This window comes from Streptomyces sp. NBC_01233 (assembly GCF_035989305.1).
In the GTDB taxonomy this organism is placed as follows: domain Bacteria; phylum Actinomycetota; class Actinomycetes; order Streptomycetales; family Streptomycetaceae; genus Streptomyces.
Genome location: NZ_CP108514.1, coordinates 1,119,888 through 1,136,354, shown reverse-complemented (window position 1 = coordinate 1,136,354; position 16,467 = coordinate 1,119,888). Strand labels below are relative to the sequence as shown.

At 71.8% G+C, this 16,467-nt stretch carries 16 protein-coding genes and 1 pseudogene; 12 read left to right on the top strand and 5 right to left on the bottom strand.

Annotation, left to right across the window (positions count from 1 at the left end; genetic code table 11):
• Window positions 1–6: 6 nt before the first annotated feature.
• From OG332_RS05580 to OG332_RS05550, 7 genes are all read left to right on the top strand, one after another.
• Entirely contained in the window at window positions 7–399 is a 393-nt protein-coding gene (locus OG332_RS05580; RefSeq protein ID WP_327412376.1) for a TOBE domain-containing protein, read from the top strand.
• A 73-nt stretch (window positions 400–472) separates the two neighbouring features.
• The gene (corA, locus tag OG332_RS05575) at window positions 473–1,555 is read left to right on the top strand and encodes a magnesium/cobalt transporter CorA (RefSeq protein ID WP_327419126.1); all 1,083 of its coding nucleotides are present in this window, start codon (window positions 473–475) and stop codon (window positions 1,553–1,555) included.
• Window positions 1,556–1,641: 86 nt separating this feature from the next.
• Complete coding sequence (locus tag OG332_RS05570; RefSeq protein ID WP_327412375.1) at window positions 1,642–2,271, top strand: GNAT family N-acetyltransferase; 630 nt, start codon at window positions 1,642–1,644, stop codon at window positions 2,269–2,271.
• Window positions 2,272–2,411: 140 nt separating this feature from the next.
• A complete protein-coding gene (locus OG332_RS05565) occupies window positions 2,412–3,221 on the top strand; it encodes a chitosanase (protein ID WP_327419125.1) in 810 nt (269 codons plus the stop codon).
• Window positions 3,222–3,533: 312 nt separating this feature from the next.
• Window positions 3,534–3,887, top strand: coding sequence for a DUF805 domain-containing protein (locus OG332_RS05560; RefSeq protein ID WP_327412374.1), 354 nt, complete (start codon window positions 3,534–3,536; stop codon window positions 3,885–3,887).
• 201 nt (window positions 3,888–4,088) lie between these two features.
• Window positions 4,089–6,308 carry an NADP-dependent isocitrate dehydrogenase gene (locus tag OG332_RS05555; RefSeq protein ID WP_327412373.1) on the top strand — a complete coding sequence of 740 codons (2,220 nt, stop codon included), beginning with the start codon at window positions 4,089–4,091 and terminating at the stop codon, window positions 6,306–6,308.
• 198 nt (window positions 6,309–6,506) lie between these two features.
• Entirely contained in the window at window positions 6,507–7,241 is a 735-nt protein-coding gene (locus OG332_RS05550; RefSeq protein WP_327412372.1) for a hypothetical protein, read from the top strand.
• A gap of 17 nt (window positions 7,242–7,258) precedes the next feature.
• Here the strand turns inward: OG332_RS05550 and OG332_RS05545 are convergent, their stop codons facing one another.
• From OG332_RS05545 to OG332_RS05535, 3 genes are all read right to left on the bottom strand, one after another.
• Window positions 7,259–7,705, bottom strand: a complete 447-nt coding sequence (locus OG332_RS05545) for a hypothetical protein (protein ID WP_327412371.1) — start codon at window positions 7,703–7,705, stop codon at window positions 7,259–7,261.
• 157 nt (window positions 7,706–7,862) lie between these two features.
• Window positions 7,863–8,216, bottom strand: a complete 354-nt coding sequence (locus OG332_RS05540; RefSeq protein WP_327412370.1) for a hypothetical protein — start codon at window positions 8,214–8,216, stop codon at window positions 7,863–7,865.
• 5 nt (window positions 8,217–8,221) lie between these two features.
• Window positions 8,222–9,283, bottom strand: a complete 1,062-nt coding sequence (locus tag OG332_RS05535) for a terpene synthase family protein (protein ID WP_327412369.1) — start codon at window positions 9,281–9,283, stop codon at window positions 8,222–8,224.
• Window positions 9,284–9,415: 132 nt separating this feature from the next.
• Here OG332_RS05535 and OG332_RS05530 point away from each other — a divergent pair, with 132 nt between their 5' ends.
• Window positions 9,416–9,970, top strand: a complete 555-nt coding sequence (locus tag OG332_RS05530; RefSeq protein ID WP_327412368.1) for a hypothetical protein — start codon at window positions 9,416–9,418, stop codon at window positions 9,968–9,970.
• A gap of 51 nt (window positions 9,971–10,021) precedes the next feature.
• Here OG332_RS05530 and OG332_RS05525 read toward each other — a convergent pair whose 3' ends face one another.
• Complete coding sequence (locus OG332_RS05525; RefSeq protein WP_442816112.1) at window positions 10,022–10,696, bottom strand: terpene synthase family protein; 675 nt, start codon at window positions 10,694–10,696, stop codon at window positions 10,022–10,024.
• Between OG332_RS05525 and OG332_RS05520 the strand changes: the two are divergent.
• The 3 genes and pseudogenes from OG332_RS05520 to OG332_RS05510 form a co-directional block, all read left to right on the top strand.
• Window positions 10,650–11,546, top strand: a pseudogene (locus OG332_RS05520) (family 2B encapsulin nanocompartment shell protein); the annotation flags it as partial. The gene OG332_RS05525 and the pseudogene OG332_RS05520 sit on opposite strands and share 47 nt — an antisense overlap.
• A gap of 305 nt (window positions 11,547–11,851) precedes the next feature.
• Complete coding sequence (locus OG332_RS05515; RefSeq protein ID WP_327412366.1) at window positions 11,852–13,525, top strand: glycoside hydrolase family 71 protein; 1,674 nt, start codon at window positions 11,852–11,854, stop codon at window positions 13,523–13,525.
• A 232-nt stretch (window positions 13,526–13,757) separates the two neighbouring features.
• Entirely contained in the window at window positions 13,758–14,942 is a 1,185-nt protein-coding gene (locus OG332_RS05510; protein WP_327412365.1) for an aminotransferase class V-fold PLP-dependent enzyme, read from the top strand.
• Here OG332_RS05510 and cobF read toward each other — a convergent pair.
• Window positions 14,929–15,681, bottom strand: a complete 753-nt coding sequence (gene cobF, locus OG332_RS05505) for a precorrin-6A synthase (deacetylating) (RefSeq protein ID WP_327412364.1) — start codon at window positions 15,679–15,681, stop codon at window positions 14,929–14,931. The two genes, OG332_RS05510 and cobF, sit on opposite strands and share 14 nt — an antisense overlap.
• A gap of 18 nt (window positions 15,682–15,699) precedes the next feature.
• Between cobF and OG332_RS05500 the strand changes: the two genes are divergently transcribed.
• On the top strand, window positions 15,700–16,455 hold the full coding sequence (locus OG332_RS05500; RefSeq protein WP_327412363.1) for a (Fe-S)-binding protein: 756 nt from the start codon (window positions 15,700–15,702) through the stop codon (window positions 16,453–16,455).
• The last annotated feature ends 12 nt before the right edge of the window (window positions 16,456–16,467 follow it).

Here is a 16,467-nt window from a genome sequence, read left to right as displayed (position 1 = left end):
CGGACCATGGAGTCCTACACGATCGGACAGGCTGCCCGGCTGCTCGGCGTCAGTGTCGACACGGCCCGTCGCTGGGCGGACGCGGAACGGTTCCCCACCCGCCGGGAGGGCACACGGCGGATGGTGGACGGTCCGGACCTGGCCGCCTTCTGCGTCGAGGCCGCGCAGGAGGCCGGCGACGGCGAGGAGGCCCCGTACACCTCGGCCCGCAACGCCTTCCCGGGGATCGTCACAGGCGTGAAGCTGGGCACGGTCGACGCGCAGGTGGAGATCCAGGCCGGGCCGCACCGCATCGTCTCGCTGCTGACGCGGGAGGCGGTGGAGGAGCTAGGGCTGGAGGTGGGGGCTCGGGCCACGGCGCGGGTGAAGGCGACGAGCGTGTTCATCGACCGGACCTGAGGCCCGGCGGGGACGCCCCGGCGGCGATGGCAGACTGGCCGGTGAACCGCCGAAGGGGAGTACGTCCTTGTCCATGTTCAGCAACCTGCGCCGGGCCGTGCGCCGCGGCTACCGGCGGGCCGTCGACCTCAGCCACCCGGCCCGCTCCCCGCTCGGCAGCGCGGTGGTCAACTGCATCGTCTACCGGGACGGCGTACGGCAGGAGGACTGCGCGGAGGTCGAGGAGGCGCTGCGCCGGGTCCGCAAGGCGGGCGACGGCTTCGTCTGGATCGGCCTGCACGAGCCGTCCCAGTCCGAGCTCGCCGGGCTCGCCGAACTGTTCGGCCTCCACCCGCTCGCGGTCGAGGACGCCGTGAACGCGCACCAGCGTCCCAAGGTGGAGCGCTACGACGACACGCTGTTCTCCGTCTTCAAGACCGTGCGGTACGTGGAGCACGAGGAGCTGACCGCGACCAGCGAGGTGGTGGACACCGGCGAGCTGATGGCCTTCACCGGCGAGGACTTCGTCATCACCATCCGGCACGGCGGCAGCGGCACCCTCGGCCCGGTCCGCGAGGAGCTGGAGGCCTCCCCGGACCAGCTGGCCAAGGGGCCTGCGGCGGTCCTGCACGCCATGGCCGACCATGTGGTCGACGACTACGTGGCCGTGACGGACGCCGTGCAGAACGACATCGACTCCGTCGAGACGGCGGTGTTCAGCGAGAACGGCGGTCGCGGCGACGCCGGCCGGATCTACCAGCTCAAGCGCGAACTCCTGGAGCTGAGGCGGGCGGTGGGGCCGCTGAGCCGCCCGCTCCAGCAGCTGGCCACGCAGCCGATACCGGTCATCCCGCCGGAGATCCGGGCGTACTTCCGTGACGTGGCCGACCACCTGACCCGGGCGACCGAGCAGATCGGCGCCTACGACAACCTGCTCGACTCCATCCTCCAGGCGCACCTCGCGCAGGTGACCGTCGCCCAGAACGAGGACATGCGCAAGATCACGGCGTGGGCGGCCATCGTCGCCGTCCCGACCATGGTCTGCGGGGTCTACGGCATGAACTTCGACCACATGCCCGAACTGCACTGGACCTACGGCTATCCGCTCGTCCTCGGCGTCATGGCGCTCGCCTGCTTCGTGATCCACCGCGGCTTCCGGCGCAACGGCTGGCTCTGACCTGCGAAATCCCTGATGAGGCAGGCGAGGACGCCGGATAGGGTCCGCCTGTCACCGATCATCGACAGGGAACGGGCGGGTCGCACATGGAGCGGACGACGGCGCAGCGGGACGGGGGTACGGTAAAGGGAGAGGCGGCCGACGGGCTCGCGGGTGACCGGGTCCGGCTGGAGCCGCTGGCGCACCGGCACCACGACGGCCTGTGCGAGGCGGTCCGGGACGGGCGGTTGTGGGAGCTCCCGGTGACGACCGTCCCGCACCCCGACGAGGTGCGCGGCTTCATCGACGAAGCGCTGGCGGCGCGGGCGCAGGGCACGCAGATCGCGTACGCGACGGTGGACGTCGCGACGGGCCGGATCGCCGGCTCGACCCGGCTCATGGCCATCAACACGGCGTACCGGCGGCTGGAGATCGGCTTCACCTTCCTCGGCGGGACCTGGCAGGGGACGGGCGTGAACACCGAGGCCAAGCTGCTCATGCTCACGCACGCCTTCGAGGGCATGGGGATGAACCGCGTCGAGTTCCTCACCGACGTGCGCAACAGCAGGTCGCGGGCGGCGATAGCCGGGCTCGGCGCGACGCATGAAGGAGTCCTGCGCCACCACATGGTGATGCGCGACGGCTGGATCCGCGACAGCGCGGTCTACAGCATCACGCGCCCCGAATGGCCGGACGCCAAGCGGGAACTGACGGCCCGTCTCGCGCGCCGGGTCTGACGCGGAGCGGGCCGTTCACCGCGATCGCGGTGTGACGCAAGGGTCTTGAGCTGCCGTCAGCTCTGGTAGTAAAGTTTCCTAATGAAGTAGGGACGCCTCAACTACCCCACGGAGGCCTTGTGTTCACCCCCCGCCGCAAGATGCTCGCGATCGGCGCACTGCTCGGCAGTGCGCTCATCGCCGTCGCCGCCCACGCCACCGCAGCCCCCGCCCCCACGGCGGAGACCGCGGCGGCAGCGGCCGCAGGACTCGACGATCCGGCGAAGAAGGAGATCGCCATGAAGATCGTCTCCAGTGCGGAGAACTCCTCGCTGGACTGGAAGGCGCAGTACAAGTACATCGAAGACATAGACGACGGCCGCGGCTACACGGCCGGCATCATCGGTTTCTGTTCCGGCACCGGCGACATGCTCGACCTCGTCGAGTACTACACCCAGGTCAAGCCGGGCAACGTGCTCGCCAAGTACCTGCCCGCCCTGCGCAGGGTCGACGGCAGCGACTCCCACGCGGGCCTCGACCCGAACTTCACCAAGGACTGGGCGAAGGCGGCCCAGGACGCCGAGTTCAGGAAGGCCCAGGACCGCGAGCGCGACCGGGTCTACTTCAACCCGTCCGTGCGGCAGGGCAAGTCCGACGGGATCGGCGTGCTCGGCCAGTTCATCTACTACGACGCCATCGTGATGCACGGTGACGGCACCGACTCCACCAGCTTCCGCAACATCCGCAAGCGCGCCCTGTCCAAGGCCAAGCCCCCGTCCCAGGGCGGCAACGAGACCGCGTACCTCAACGCCTTCCTCGACGCCAGGGTCTGGGCGATGAAGCAGGAGGAGGCGCACAGCGACACCAGCCGGGTCGACACCGCGCAGCGGGTCTTCCTCAAGAAGGGCAACCTGAACCTCAACACCCCGCTCGACTGGAAGGTCTACGGGGACCCCTTCCACATCGGCTGACGCCCGCCGCGGCCCGGCGCCGGAGCCTCCTCCCGGCGACCCGGGCCGCGGTGTCGCGGTGCGGTAACGATGTGGGTAACGATCGAGGTGGCTGCCGGGGTGTCAAGTAGGCGCGCGGGATGGACTTTTCGGACTTCCGGGGACACGGCGGCACTCCTGTGCTCCCCAGTCGCACATGTGGTGCCGGAAATCTTCCCGTCCAGCCGATTTGGCTTCGCATCAACTGGCTTGACCGCGACGTAAGGGGGGCATAAGTTCTGCCCCGGCTTGCTCCAGCAGGACGGGCCGACCAACCGTCCTCTGGGGGGACCCATGAACTACTACGTCGACGTTCTCAAGAAGTACACCGTCTTCTCCGGCCGCGCCCGCCGCCAGGAGTACTGGATGTTCTTCCTCTTCAACGTGGCCGCGCTGATCGTCGTCTCGATCCTGGACGCCGTCATCGGCACCTCCCCGTGGCTGTACGCGCTCTACGCGCTGGGCACCTTCCTCCCGAACCTCGCCGTGACCGTGCGCCGCCTGCACGACACCGGCAAGTCCGGCTGGTGGTTCCTCATCAGCTTCGTGCCGCTCGTCGGCTTCATCTGGCTCATCGTCCTGCTGGCCACCGCCGGCAACGACCAGCCGAACGAGTACGGCGTGAACCCGAAGGCCGTCCAGGCCTGATCCGGCTCACAGGCCTTCACGGCTGAGCGCCGCCCCGGCTGGGAACAGCCGGGGCGGCGCTTTTCGCCGTTCGGGGGGTCCGCGTGACACGCGTCTCCCGGACTGGCGGCAGGGGGCTGTCCAGACCGGCCCGATCACGAGATATCTTGATGTCGAGCAATGTTGCAGACGAGAGACGCAGACTGTGGAGCGGAGCATCCGGTGACTGACTCGACCATCATCTACACGCACACTGACGAGGCCCCGGCCCTCGCGACGTATTCCTTCCTGCCTGTGGTCCAGGCATACGCGTCGACGGCCGGTGTGAATGTCGAGACCCGTGACATCTCCCTGGCCGGTCGGATCATCGCCAGCTTCCCCGAGCACCTGGAGGAGAGCCAGCGGATCGCCGACGCCCTCCACGAGCTCGGTGAGCTGGCGAAGACCCCCGGGGCCAACATCATCAAGCTGCCCAACGTCTCGGCCTCCATCCCGCAGCTGAAGGCCGCGGTCGCCGAGCTCCAGGGCCAGGGCTACGCGCTCCCGGACTACCCGGACGAGCCGAAGACCGACGAGGAGCGCGAGGTCCGCGCCCGCTACGACAAGATCAAGGGCAGCGCCGTCAACCCGGTCCTGCGCGAGGGCAACTCCGACCGCCGCGCCCCCGCCTCGGTGAAGAACTACGCCAAGGCGCACCCGCACCGCATGGGCGCCTGGACCCCCGAGTCGAAGACGAACGTCGCCACCATGGGCGCGAACGACTTCTGCTCCACCGAGAAGTCCGCTGTGATCGCCGAGGCCGGCGCGCTCCGCATCGAGCACGTCGCCGCCGACGGCGCCACCACCGTCCTGCGCGACTCCGTACCGGTCCTCGCCGGTGAGGTCGTGGACGCGTCCGTCCTGCACGTCGACGCGCTGCGCACCTTCCTGAACGACCAGATCGAGCGTGCCAAGGCCGAGGGCGTGCTGTTCTCCGTGCACCTCAAGGCCACGATGATGAAGGTCTCCGACCCGATCATCTTCGGCCACGTGGTCCGCGCCTTCCTCCCGAAGACGTTCGCCCGCTACGGCGAGACCCTGGCCGCCGCCGGCCTGTCGCCCAACGACGGCCTCGGCGCCATCCTGAACGGCCTGGGCGCGCTGCCCGACGGCGACGCGATCAAGGCGTCCATCGACGCCGAGATCGCCGAGGGCCCGGCCCTGGCGATGGTCGACTCCGACAAGGGCATCACCAACCTGCACGTGCCGTCCGACGTCATCGTCGACGCCTCCATGCCGGCCATGATCCGCACCTCCGGCCACATGTGGGGCCCGGACGGCGCCGAGGCCGACACCCTCGCCGTCCTCCCGGACAGCAGCTACGCCGGTGTCTACCAGGTCGTCATCGACGACTGCCGCGCCCACGGCGCGTTCGACCCCGCCACCATGGGCTCGGTGCCGAACGTCGGCCTCATGGCCCAGAAGGCCGAGGAGTACGGCAGCCACGACAAGACCTTCGAGATCGCCGCCGCGGGCACCGTCCGCGTCGTCGACGCCGCGGGCAACACGGTCCTGGAGCAGGAGGTCGCCCAGGGCGACATCTTCCGCGCCTGCCAGGCCAAGGACCTGCCGATCCAGGACTGGGTCAAGCTCGCCGTCACCCGCGCCCGCGCCAGCGGCGTCCCGGCCGTCTTCTGGCTGGACGAGGACCGCGCGCACGACGCGCAGCTGATCGCCAAGGTCAAGACGTACCTCGCCGAGCACGACACCGAGGGCCTGACCATCGAGATCCTCTCCCCGGTCAAGGCCACCGCGTACTCCCTGGAGCGCATCCGCCGCGGCGAGGACACCATCTCGGTGACCGGCAACGTGCTGCGCGACTACCTGACCGACCTGTTCCCGATCCTGGAGCTGGGCACCAGCGCCAAGATGCTGTCGGTCGTCCCGCTGATGAACGGCGGCGGCCTCTTCGAGACCGGCGCCGGCGGCTCCGCCCCGAAGCACGTCCAGCAGCTGGTCAAGGAGAACTACCTGCGCTGGGACTCCCTCGGTGAGTTCCTCGCGCTGGCCGTCTCCTTCGAGCACCTCGCCACCACCACCGGCAACGCCCGCGCCCAGGTGCTGGCCGACACCCTGGACCGCGCGACCGGCTCCTTCCTCAACGAGGACAAGTCGCCGAGCCGCAAGCTGGGCGGCATCGACAACCGCGGCAGCCACTTCTACCTCGCCCTGTACTGGGCGCAGGAGCTGGCCAAGCAGACCGACGACGCCGAGCTGGCCGCGGCCTTCGACGCGCTCGCCAAGACGCTGGGCGAGCAGGAGCAGGCCATCGTCGCCGAGCTGATCGCGGTGCAGGGCTCCCCGGCCGACATCGGCGGGTACTACCAGCCCGACGCCACCAAGGCCGCGGCGATCATGCGCCCGTCCGCGACCTTCAACCAGGCGATCGCCACCCTGGGCTGACCCGCGGCCCAGCGGCAGGCAGCCGTACGTGTTCCGCCCCGGCCGGCATCGCGCCCGGCCGGGGCGGACCCGTATCCCGGACCCGTATCCCGGACCCGGTGGCCGGGGAGGGGGCCCTGCGCCAGCGTTCGCCGTCCGTGACCTCGAGGGGGATCTGTGGGACGTCGCTCCGACACGTCGTGCGCCGGCATCGGATGCGTGGGGCTCCTGCTCGTGGTGTTCGTACTGCCCACGGTCGGATATCTGCTGGCCGTGCCGCTCGCACTGCCCGATCTGCTGGCGGAGCAGACGCCGCCGCAGCAGATGCACGGCTTCACGCAGTACCTCGTCGCCTATGCCGTTCCGGTCGTCGTGGCCCTGGTCCTCGCGCTCTTCGCGAGCCGCCGCCGGGCCTTCGTGTGGTGGCTGGTCCCGGCCCGGGCGGCGGGCCTGCTCGCCCTGGTGGCCGCGGCCTTGTGGTGGACGGAGAGCAAGGTCGGCGACCACCCGGTGTGGAACGTCCGCGCCACGGCGGAGAGCATGGCCGCCGGGCTGGTGGCACTCGCCTTCGTCGTCGCGGTCCGCCGGTGGGACGCCTCCCGGGGCGCCCGGCCCGTCGCCGAGTCCACCCGCCGGCCCGCCCCGGGGGAGATCTGGCTGGCCATGGTGCCGCTGCGCGAGGACCCGGCGCGGCAGCTGCGCCACTACTGCGTGGTCCTGGCGGCCCACGCCGATCACGCCGAGGTCGCCCAGATCACCAGCAAGGACAAGGACGGGCGCTCCGACCACATCCGGATGCCGAACGACGGATGGGACCAGCACTCCGGCCGCGACCACTGGGTGGAGAGCGGCCTGCCGCCGCGCCGTGTCGACTACCGGATGTTCCTCACCTCACGGCCCCAGGGCCGCTGCCCGGCCCGCGTGTGGCGCGAGCTCGGCCGACAGCTCGACTGACGCCCGGAGCCCGCGGCTCAGAGACGGTGGATCCGTTCCTGCTCGAACGCCAGCGGGGACCGCCCGGCGGCCAGGATCCGCAGCCCGGGGGCCACGGACAGCAGGTTCCGCAGCCAGGCCAGGGCGTCCGGGCCGAGCTGCTCCGCGCCGTCCAGGACGAGCAGCATGTCCCGTTCGGCCAGCCACGAGGCGGCGTTCGCCGTCCCGCGGGGCGGCACGGGCACGTCGGGTACGCAGCGCAGCTCGGCCGTCAGCTCGCGGATGCCGTAGCCGCCGTGGAGCGGGTCCATGGCGACGACGGCCACCCCGTCGTAGAAGTTGGACGCGAGGCGCCGCGCGATCTCCCGCACCAGCAGGCTCCGCGGCTCGCGCAGGCCCCCCGCCACGGTCAGCACCCGACCCCGCCGGACGGCGGTCAGCAGGCGGGACATTTCGCTGGACGTCGTTGGAAGCGTTGTGGTCATCCGGGATTCCCTCATCGGCACGATGGCCCCCCATCGCATGCGTGACCAAGTGCGGCAGGAGGGTTTATTCGAGCCGCGTGACGATGATTATGCGCCACTTGCGCCGTAAGACCAGGGGAATGTCGCATTCCGGCGAGTGGGTCGGGAGCCCCGCAGGTCAGGCCCATGCGGGGCGGTGTGGAGCCGGGGGCAGCAGACGGCCCCGGCCCGGCGGATTCGGCGTCACGGCGCCCCCCGCCACGGCCGGGCGGTGCGCGTGGTGGCGCTTCAGGTCCTCCGCCCGGTACCGCCGCGTCTCCGCGTGCCAGACGGCGATCGCGGCCATCCACTGCTTCAGCTCCTCCACGTGGCGGTCCAGGGCCGCTCGGGCCGCCGCGTCCAGCCCGTGGTCCGCGTACATGACGGGGAGTTCGTTGGCCACCACGTGCTCGAACTGCTTCATCCGCGAGGTCATCAGGTCGTTCACGACCCGCAGCGCCGTCGGGTAGTCGCAGTCGAAGAAGTTCTCCACGACGATCAGCAGGTTGTGCAGCTCGCCCTCGTCTCCGCCTCCTTCTGGTACGAGAACACGTCGTTCATGACGGCCGAGTGGTCGAAGGCCGCCGCCTGCAGGGACTGCATGGCCGAACTCCCGTAGACCTGCTCCGGAACGACGTCCATGTGCGCCATCCGCGCGAGCGAGATCGTCATCGGCGACCCGAAGGTCACCCGGCGCATCTCCAGGTAGTCCACCGGGTCCGGCACCCGGTTGGCCGCCTGCTTGTCCAGCTCCCACAGCCGGCTGTCCAGCACCTGGTCCATGGCCGAGCGGAACATCTCCCGGCCGCGCGTCCCCATCGGCGCGGCCGTGCGCCGCCACAGGTCGGCCAGCCCCCGCTCCATCGCGTTGACCGCAGGCGGCGGCGCGGACAGGTCGAGCGGCATGCAGGCGCGCAGCCGCTGCGTCTGCGCCCTGGCCGCCGCCAGGGCCCGGGGGGTGCCGAAGACCAGGGGGTAGAGGTCGTCGGCGTACGTGCCCCAGCTCAGCCAGCCCGCGCTGATGTCCAGCGCCTGCGCCGAGCACCTCGGGTCGATGCCCGCCGAGCAGAGGGCGAAGTCGTACCCCCGCGCCTTCTCCTCCCACCAGATGCCCTCGTCCAGGATGCCCATCTCCCGGTTCCACTCGATGAGCCGCTCCCGGGCGCCCGCCAGGTGCGGGTTGAGCACGTTCCGGTACGGCAGGTAGAACTCCGGGATCACCGAAGAGCCCACCGGATGCGGGACGTTGGCGTGCCGGCGCCGCCGCCGCGCGCCGCCGGTCACGTCCAGCAGCGCCTTGACGCTGGCGCCGGTGGTGCCCAGCCCGGAGGGGCCGTGCAGCCATCCGGGCGGGCCCGCCTCCGTGCGGTTCGGCCGGGCCTTCGTGTACCGGCTGGAGCGCATGTGCCACTCGTGGCCGCCGGACTGCCAGTCCTGGAGCCCGCGCGCGTAGGTGAGGACCGCGAGGACCCCGTCCGGGCCGAGGCCCTTCTCCGCGAACAGCGCGGGCAGTTCGGAGAAGAAGGTGCTCTCGAACTGCTGGAGTCGCGAGGTGATCATGTTGTTCAGCCGGTCGGCGGCCTCCTGGGTGGTGCAGCCGAAGAACCGCGCCCCCCGCCTGCTCCGGTCCGGTCGACCGCGACCGTTTTCGGATCAGTAGGCTCGACCGGACCGAGCGAAGGGGGAGGGCGCGTGGGGCCCTATCGGCAGACCGTGGTGGACATGGACGCCTCGGCGCAGGAGGCGGCCGCGTGGGGCGAGCGCGGCAAGGGGTGGCTGGAGGCGGAGGGGTTCATCCGCCCGGTGCCGTGGCGGGGCGATGTGGCATACCTGGCCGGTCCACGCTGGCGCGAGGCCGTCGACCTGGTCTCCTGGGACTGGCGGGCCCGGCTCAAAGGACTGGAGGAGGAGCCCTGCGACGAACTGCGCGTCGTCGTGGGCCGTACCGTCTTCTACGCCGGCCAGGGCGATCCCACTTCCGCGCTCTGCCCCCACTGCCGAAGTGTCGACCCCGACTGGCCCGGCGAGGCCCTCGACGCCTGGTACGCGACGGGCGCGGCCGAGCTCGACTGCCCGGCGTGCGCACACCGCGCTCCGCTTCCGGAGTGGAACTGGACCGGCGACTACCTCGCCTTCGCCCACCTCGGCTTCGAGTTCGACGACTGGCCGCCTCTGCACCCGCGCTTCACCGAAGCCTTCGGCCGGGCACTGGGGCACCGGATCCGGGTGGTCGAGGGGAAGATCTGAGAACGGAGCCGGGGACAGGGGGCGAGCCGGCTCCTCTGCAGTGCACGGCTCCTATGCGGTGCCGCCCTCCGCGGGCCCGTGGTAGCGGGGGCTCGTGGCGTGCCACTCCTTCGCCCCGCCCATCCAGTCCCAGGTCCCCTCCAGGAAGCGGCCCAGCGCGGGCGAGCCGACGGCTGCCAGGGCGGCCGACTCCGCCTCGACGGTGTACATGATCTCGTCGTGGACCTCGGCCGTCAGGTTCACCGCCTCCTGGAGCGAGCAGTGCTCCTCGGCCGCGATCAGGCGGGGGAGGCCGGTGTCGCCGGGATCCTCCCGGGCCATCGAGTACAGGTCGTTGAGCAGGCAGGCGGCGACCCCCGTGTACATGTACGTGCGCCGCACCCGGGCGTCCGCGAACTCGTGCGCGGGGACCTCGTACCTGCCGACCGGATCGGTGAGGCCCATGCAGGGGAAGAAGCCGTTCTCGTACCGGTGCAGCGGGTACTCCCAGACCGGCGGCCGGCGGGCGGACGTCCGCCACTCGGCCTCGTGGTTGTACCCGACGGACATCACCGCCAACTGGTAGCGCAGACGGGTCACCTGGGTGGGAGAGGCGAACTCGGCGAGGTGCTCCAGCGCGGAGCGGAAGGCGCGCAGCACGGGTTCGGCCGTCACCCGCTCCTCGAAATGCCGCTCGCACCCGCGCTGGGCGTACACCGTCCGGGCCGCCACCGCGGGCACCGTCATGGTGCTGCGGTGGAGCGCCTTCCAGGAGGTGCTGGGCCGCTCGGAGAGCCTGCGCACCCACCTGGAGCAGTACGTCGAGAACGGCCGGCGGCCCGTCAACCGGCGGGGCGAGGCCGACATCGAACTCGCCTCCGGCCACGCGGGCGAGGCCCGGCTGCCCGCCACCTTCGCCGACTACGAGCTGAGCCCGCGCGAGTACGAGCTGAGCCTCGCCCAGACCGTCCTGCAGATCCACACCCGGGTCGCCGACCTCTACAACGACCCGATGAACCAGTTCGAGCAGCAGCTTCGGCTGACCGTCGAGGCGATGCGCGAGCGCGAGGAGTCCGAACTGCTCAACAACCGCGAGTTCGGCCTCCTGCACAACGCCGACCACGGGCAGCGCATCAGCACCTGGTCCGGCCCGCCCACCCCCGACGACATGGACGACCTGCTCAGCATGGGCCGGGGAACCGCCTTCTTCCTCGCGCACCCCAAGGCGGTCGCCGCCTTCCTGCGCGAGTGCAACAAGCGCGGCCTCACCCTCGACACCGTGGACGTGCACGGCGAGCAGGTGCCCGCCTGGCGCGGCGTCCCGCTGCTGCCCTGCGGCAAGATCCCCGTCGTGGGCGGGCACACCAGCTCGATCCTGGCCCTGCGCACCGGGGAGGACAACGGAGGGGTGATCGGCCTGCGCCCGGCCGCGATCCCCGAACAGGTCGAACCGGGCCTCAACGTCCGCTGCATGGGCATCGACCAGAAATCGGTCATGTCCCATCTGGTCAGCTCCTACTACTCGGTGGCGATCCTGGTACCGGACGCCATCGGGATCCTGGAGAACGCCGACATCGCCGCCGCCCGCTCCGACTGAACCCCTCCCGTGCGGCCCGTCGCGTCGCCGTCGCCCGCCACCTGCCGCCCGTGGCACGTGCGTCGGCGCGGCGGCGTAGTTCCGGTGGTGCGGGTGACGTACGTGTCCGGGCCCGGGCGCCTGGGAACGGTTGTCCGCACGCCGGTAATGGGCTCTACTGCTGTGCAGCCCCCGCTCGGGGCATATGCGCGGGAGGGACCAGGATGACAGCGGACCGTCGAACGGAGCACGGGACGGGGCACGGGAGGGGCCGCGGGAGGCGGCGCCCGACGCGTGCGTCCGGCGCGGCCGGCGTGCCCCGGCCCGTGTCGCACCGTCGTCGGCCGGGCTTCCGGGGCCGAAGACCGCTGCTCGCCCTGGTGCTGTCCGCCTTCTTCCTGGTCGGTGTCTGCGCGGCCACCGGCATCGCCTGGGACCCCTACAACGGGGCCTCCGTACAGAGCGGTTCGGCCCTGGCCGTCGGCCTCCCGCAGGCCACCGGGCCCGTGGGCGGAGCCACGGCCGGAGCCACCGGCCCGGCCACCCCGCCGCCGGCCGGGACCCCGGCGCCCACCAAGGGCGCGGCCGCCGAGGGCAACCCCGAGGGCGCCGTGGACACCGGGGCCGAGCGCCCCTCCGGCGCCCTGCCCTTCGACATGCCGCAGCCGGCCGCCCTGCGCTCCGGCGAAGCGGGCAAGAAGCTGGTGTTCGCCCACTACTTCACCCCGTACCCGCTCTCCCTCGACAACGCGAGCGCGGACAACGACTACTACACCCGCAACTACCTCGACCCCGACGGCGAGAGCGGGAAGCACGGCAGGTACGGCGGCCTGTTGCGCGACCGGCCGCTGCCCGTGGCGCCGAAGAGCGGTGACTGGGAGTACGCCAACCTCCAGCAGGAGGTGCGCACGGCCCGGGCGGCGGGCATCGACGGCTTCACCCTCGACCTGCTCTCGCTCTCCGGCAAGAACTGGGACCGCTCCAACCTGCTGATGGCCGCGGCCCGTTCGGTGGACCCGGCGTTCAAGATCATGCTGATGCCGGACATGACCTCGCTGAAGACCGACGACCCCCGCGAGCTCGCGAAGGCGATCGCCACGCTCGCCGACGCCTCCGCCGCGCACCGGCTCCCCGACGGCCGCCTCGTCGTCTCCCCGTTCAAGGCGGAGGCGAAGGGCGTGGCCTGGTGGACCGAGGTGATCGGCGCCCTCAAGTCCGAACACGGCATCCGCACCGCCTTCGTTCCGCTCTTCCTCGACTTCGGCGCCCACAGCGGGGAGTTCGCCCCGATCAGCCACGGGTTCTCCGAATGGGGCAGCCGCAGCTACGTCGGCCAGGAGAGCTCCACGCGCGACGTCCAGCGGGCCCACGGCATGGGCAAGATCTGGATGCAGCCCGTGTCGGTCCAGGACGCCCGCCCCAACCAGGGCATCTACGACGAGGCCGGCAACACCGCGACCCTGCGCTCCACCTGGACGCACGCCATCGAGGACGGCGCCGACTGGGTGCAGCTCACCACCTGGAACGACTACTCGGAGGGCAGCCAGTTCGCACCCTCCCTGCACAACGGGCACGCCTACCTGGACCTGAGCTCGTACTACCTGACCCGGTTCAAGACGGGCAGCTGGCCGGAGATCGTCCGGGACACCCTCTACCTCACCGCGCGCACCCAGTTCGCGAACGCCGACCCGACGGGCGACCAGTCCCTGGTGATGTCGCTGCGCAAGGGGAGCGCCCCGCCCCGGGACACGGTGGAGGTCCTCAGCTTCCTCTCCGGGCCCGCGGTCGTTCGTACGACCGTCGGATCCGCCAAGGGCAGCCACGAGGCCCCGGCCGGGATCCACTCCCGGCTGCTGCCGCTGAAGCCGGGCACCAGCTCGGCGCAGATCGTCCGGGACGGCAAGGCCGCGGCGAAGGTCGACCTGCCGTACCGGGTGGACCACGCGGTGGACGTACAGGACCTCCAGTACTACGCGGCAACGAGCGGCCGCGAACCGTAGCCCGGCTCCGGGGGCCCTGCCCCCGGACCCCTCCCCGGACTTCGTCCGCGCCGGCGGGCAGAAATACAGCCTCGTCGGCGTTTGAGGCGTGGGGGTCCGGGGCGGAGCGCCAGGTGCCTGGGCGGAGCCCGGGACGCTTGCTCGGCAGCGGCCAGTCGGTGGCGGTCTTCCGGCTGGGGCGGGCGCCGGGAGATGATCCGGGCGACAGCCGCGCCGCACACCCGGAGGTCGCATGCCCGAGCCGACACGCCCCGCCCCTTTCCCCGCCGAGCCGCCCGCAGGGTTCCCCGGCGGGCCCGAGCTGTTCCGCCTGGACCCCCGCGTCGCCCACCTGAACCACGGCTCCTTCGGAGCCGTCCCGCTTCCCGTCCAGGAGGCCCAGGCCGCGCTCCGCGCGGAAGCGCACGCCGATCCCGACGCCTTCTTCATCGCCGTCCCGGACCGCCTCGCCGCGGCCCGCGCCCGGATCGCCGTGCACCTCGGCGCCGACCCAGACGGGCTCGCGTTCATCGCCAACGCCACCGAAGGCGCTAACCTCGCCCTCGACGCCGTCCCGCTCGCGGGCGGCGACGAGATCCTGGTGACCGACCACGGCTACGGCACCGTCGTCGCGGCCGCCGCCCGCCGCGCCCCGGTCACCACCGTCGCCCTGGATCCCCACCTGCCCGACGAGGACGCCGTACGCGAGACCGTGCTGGCCGCACTGACGCCCCGTACCCGGGTGGCCGTGCTCGACCACGTCAGCTCGCCCACCGCGCGGATCATCGCCTCGCCGCGGCTCCTCGCCGACCTGCGGGAACGCGGTGTCACCACCGTCGTCGACGGCGCCCACGCCCCCGGCATGCTCGCCGACCCCCTCGCCGGCGGCGCCGACTTCTGGTTCGGCAACCTCCACAAGTGGGGCTACGCCCCCTCCGGCAGCGCGATCCTCGCCGTCGCCCCGCAGCACCGCCACCGGATCCGCGCGCTCGTACCGTCCTGGGAGGAGCGGCACGGCTTCCCGCGGTCCGTGGAGAACCGCGCCACCGCCGACTACACCGGCTGGCTCGCCGCCCCCGACGGACTGGACCTCATCGAACGCCTCGACGCGGCCAAGGTCCGGGCCCACAACAGCGCCCTCGCCGCCCACGGCGCGGCGCTCCTCGCCGGGATCCCCGGGCTCACGCCCCTCCCGCACACGGACGGCCTCGCCATGCGCGCCCTGCGGCTGCCGCCCGAGGTCGCCGAGACCCCGGACGGCGCACGCGCCCTGCGCGAGGAACTCGCGGCACGGCTGCGCGTCCGTGTGCTGGTCTGGCCCTGGCCGGGCGGCGGCGGCATCCGCGTGTGCGGGCAGATCTACAACCGGCCCCGGGAGTACGCCCGGCTCGCCGCCGCCCTGCCCGAGTACCTGGCCCGGGCCGTCAGCCGCGCCTGAGCAGGTACGTGTCCATGATCCAGCCCTTGCGGGCGCGGGCCTCGGTGCGCAGCTCCTCGATCCGCCCCGCGACCTCCGCCAGCTTCCCCGAGACCAGGATCTCGTCCGGGGTGCCCACGTAGGCCCCCCAGTAGATGTAGAGGTCCTGGTCCAGGTGGGCGGTGAAGGCGTGCCGCGCGTCGAGCATCACGACCACGTCGTCCACGTCCTGCGGCCAGCCTTCGGCGAGCCGGCGCCCGGTGGTGATCTGGACCGGGCGCCCGACCCGGTTCAGATTGGTCCGGTGGCGCGCCAGCAGCGCGGAGATGCTGCTGATGCCCGGCACGACCTCGTGCTCGAAGGCCACCCGGCCGGCCTCCAGCACCTCGTCGAGGATCGCGAGCGTGGAGTCGTACAGGGAGGGATCGCCCCACACCAGGAACGCCCCGGTCTCCCCCTCCGCGAGGTCCTCCGCGATGAACCGCTCGAAGATCTCGGCCCGCGCGCTGCGCCAGCCGTCCACCGTCGGTGCGTAGTCGGCGGGGGTCCGGTCCCGGTCCGGGTCGCGGCCCTCCACCAGCCGGTGGCCGGGCCGGGCGTGCGCGTCGAGCATCGCGCGCCGCAGCCCGGTCAGATCCGCCTTCTCCTCGCCCTTCTCCAGGATGAGGAATGCGTCCGCCGCGCCGATCGCCCTGACCGCCTGGAGGGTCAGATGGTCCGGGTCGCCCGCGCCTATGCCGATCACTGAGAACTTCTTCACCCGGCTATTCTGCCCGTCATGCGCGTCGCCCTGTTCGTCACCTGCGTCAACGACGCGCTGTACCCGCGGACCGGCATCGCCGTCGTCCGTCTGCTGGAGCGGCTCGGCGTAGAGGTGGACTTCCCGGCGGGCCAGAGCTGCTGCGGGCAGCCGCAGTACAACACCGGCTACCGGCACGAGACGGAACCACTCGTCCGGCGTACCGCGGAGGCCTTCGCCGGCTACGCGTACGTGGTCACTCCCTCCGGGTCCTGCGCCGCGATGATCCGCGAGCACTACCCGCGCATCGGCCGGAAGGCGGCGGCCGAGGGGCGCGGCACCGCGCTGGCGGAGGCGGCGCGCTCCCTGGCGCCGCGCGTGTACGAGCTGACCGAGTTCCTCGTCGACGTGCTCGGGGTGACCGACGTGGGCGCGTACTTCCCGCACAGCGTCACCTACCACCCCTCTTGTCACGGTCTGCGCGGCCTCGGCCTCGGGGACCGGCCCCGGCGGCTGCTGGCCGCAGTCAAGGGCCTGGAGCTGGTCGAGCTGCCGGGCGCCGAGGAGTGCTGCGGATTCGGCGGCACCTTCGCCGTCAAGAACCCGGACGTGTCCACCGCGATGGGCACCGACAAGATCACGGCTGCCGCGGCCACCGGCGCGCAGGTGCTGTGCGGGGCGGACAACTCCTGCCTGGCCCACCTCGACGGCCTGCTGCGCCGCGCGGACGCCCCGCTGCGGGCCGTGCACCTCGCGGAGATCCTGGCCGCCACCGAGGAGGAGCCGCTGTCGTGACCGGCGTCCATC